We start from the raw sequence: 2,818 nt of genomic DNA on the forward strand, positions 1-2,818 counted from the left end.
CCGGGGGCGGGCCCGCGGACGAGGCGCGGCGTTCCCCGACGCCCACCCGCCGGGGAACGACACGAGCTTCGGCGGTGCCCGGCATCTGGCCCGCACGCGCCGCAGTTTCTAGAGTGGGGGGATGTCCAACAGCATCTCTCACCCGCTCGACGACCCGGCGGTCGACCCCTTCGAGGTCGCCGCGGCCGCAGCGGCCGACATCGCGCGCCTCTCGGGCGTCGCGCACCACGACATCGCCGTCACCCTCGGGTCGGGCTGGGGGCGTGCAGCCGAACTCATCGGCGAGGAGACGGCGTCGTTCCCCGCCACCGAGGTGGTCGGCTTCTCGAAGCCCGCCCTCGAGGGGCACGTCGGAACGCTCCGGAGCGTCCGCACCCCGGGCGGTAAGAACGTGCTCGTCATCGGTGCGCGCACGCATTACTACGAGAACCACGGCGTGCGCCGGGTCGTGCACAGCGTGCGCACCGCCGCCGCGACGGGCGCCCGGACGATGATCCTGACGAACGGTGCAGGCGGTATCCGCGAGACGTGGAAGCCCGGGCAGCCCGTGCTCATCAGCGACCACATCAACCTCACCGCCGACTCGCCCCTCGAGGGCGCCACCTTCATCGACCTCACCGACCTGTACTCGACGCGCCTGCGCGATCTCGCGCGGACGATCGACCCGTCGCTCGACGAGGGCGTCTACTGCCAGTTCCGCGGGCCGCACTACGAGACCCCGGCCGAGGTGCAGATGGCCAAGACCATCGGCGGACACATCGTCGGCATGTCGACCGCCCTCGAGGCGATCGCCGCACGCCAGGCGGGCATGGAGATCCTCGGCTTCTCGCTCATCACGAACCTGGCCGCCGGCATCCAGAAGACCCCGCTCAGCCACGAGGAGGTGCTCGAGGCCGGTCGCGAAGCCGAGCCCGTCATCTCGGCGCTGCTGGCCCGCGTGATCGGCGCGCTGTGAGCCAGAACCCTTCCGGCGCCGCCGGCACGTTCGTGGCCGCTGCCCGCGCCTGGATGGCGCAGGATCCGGATGCCGTGACCCGCGACGAATTGTCTGCTCTGCTCACGCGCGTGGAGGGCGGGGATGCCGAGGCGGCCGAGGATCTCGCCGATCGCTTCCGCACCCGCCTCACGTTCGGCACCGCGGGACTCCGCGGCGCGCTGGGTGCCGGCTCCAACCGCATGAACCGGGTGCTCGTCGCCCAGGCCGCGGCCGGCTTCGCCGCATTCCTCGCCGAGCGCGCCGGTTCGACGACCCCGACCGTCGTCATCGGCTACGACGGTCGGCGCAACTCCGACGTGTTCGCACGCGACTCGGCCGAGATCTTCGCGGGGGCGGGGCTGAACGCGGTGCTGCTCCCGCGGATGCTGCCGACTCCCGTGCTCGCCTTCGCGGTGCGCCACCTGGGCGCCGATGCGGGCGTCATGGTCACCGCCAGCCACAACCCACCCGACGACAACGGGTACAAGGTCTACCTCGGCGGAGCGGACGAGGGCGCGCAGATCGTCTCACCCGCCGACGCCGACATCGCCGCCCACATCCAGCGCATCGCCGACGCCGGCAACGTGAGCGTGCTCCCCCGCTCGGTCGGATACGCCAACGCCCCCGAGTCGCTCGTCGACGCCTACGTCGCCGCCACCGCCGCGATCGCCCCGGCACCCGCGGGCGCTCGGGGACTGCGATGGGCCTACACCGCGATGCACGGCGTGGGATGGGAGACCTTCTCGCGGGTGCTCTCCGCCGCCGGGTACCCCGCGCCCACGCTCGTGGAGGCGCAGATCGAGCCGGACGGGCGCTTCCCCACCGTCGCCTTCCCCAACCCGGAGGAACCGGGCGCGATGGACCTCGCCTTCGAGACCGCGCGCACCTCGGGCGCCGAACTCGTCATCGCCAACGATCCGGATGCCGACCGCCTGGCCGTCGCCATCCCCGACGCCGACGCGGAGGGCGGATGGCGCCGGCTCACCGGCAACGAGATCGGGCTGCTGCTCGGGTGGCGGGCCGCCCGGGAAGCGGCCGCCGCGCGCGACGGCTCAGCGGACGACGGCGCAGCGGACGACGGCGCAGCCGGCCACGATGCGTCGGACGGCTCGTCGCACGGCACCACTGGCGCGGATGCCGGCTCCCCGGCCTCCCTCGCCTGCTCGCTCGTGTCGTCGCCCGGGCTCCAGGCGGTCGCCGAGCACTACGGTCTCGCCTTCCACTCCACCCTGACGGGCTTCAAGTGGATCTCGCGGGCGCCGGGCATCGTCTTCGGGTTCGAGGAGGCCCTCGGCTACCTCGTGAACCCCCGCACCGTCCGCGACAAGGACGGCATCTCCGCCGCGGTGGCGATGCTCGGCATGGCCGCCGAGGCACGGGGGCAGGGGCGCACCGTCGCCGACCTGCTGCAGGAGTTCCGCGACACCTTCGGCGCGTTTGCGAGCGATCAGATCTCGATCCGGGTCAGCGACGTGGGCGAGATCGACGGGATCATGGCATCCCTCCGCGCTCACCCGCCCACGACCATCGGCGGTGTCGCGGTCGCGCGGATCGACGACCTGCTCGCCGGTGTCGACGATCTGCCCCCGGGCGATGTGCTGCGCCTCTGGCTCGACGGCGGATCGCGCCTCATCGTGCGCCCCAGCGGCACCGAACCGAAGCTCAAGCTGTATCTGGACGTGCGCGGCTCGTCGGCCAAGAAGGCCCGCCGCCGCCTCGAGGCGCTGCGCGCAGGCGCGGAGGAATTGCTGGCTGCGGTGCGCTGACAGCGGCGGGCGAGGTCGCGGCGGCGGGGCTCTGCGCCGTGGGGGCGCGTCCGTGTCTGCGGCGGGGCTCCTGCGC

2 protein-coding genes are annotated in these 2,818 nt (G+C 73.1%); both read left to right on the forward strand.

Features of this window, described 5'->3' with window-relative positions:
• Nucleotides 1-121: 121 nt before the first annotated feature.
• On the forward strand, nt 122-955 hold the full coding sequence (locus RWP81_RS16015) for a purine-nucleoside phosphorylase (RefSeq protein ID WP_314457775.1): 834 nt from the start codon (nt 122-124) through the stop codon (nt 953-955).
• 53 nt (nt 956-1,008) lie between these two features.
• Entirely contained in the window at nt 1,009-2,742 is a 1,734-nt protein-coding gene (locus RWP81_RS16020) for a phospho-sugar mutase (protein ID WP_314457777.1), read from the forward strand.
• Nucleotides 2,743-2,818: the final 76 nt, after the last annotated feature.

This window comes from uncultured Microbacterium sp. (genome assembly GCF_963521695.1).
Lineage (GTDB): Bacteria > Actinomycetota > Actinomycetes > Actinomycetales > Microbacteriaceae > Microbacterium.

Excerpts from the sequence above, each read along its gene's own strand:
- RWP81_RS16015 (WP_314457775.1), top strand. The coding sequence starts at position 122 with ATGTCCAACAGCATCTCTCACCCGCTCGACGACCCGGCGGTCGACCCC.
- RWP81_RS16020 (WP_314457777.1), top strand. The coding sequence starts at position 1,009 with ATGGCGCAGGATCCGGATGCCGTGACCCGCGACGAATTGTCTGCTCTG.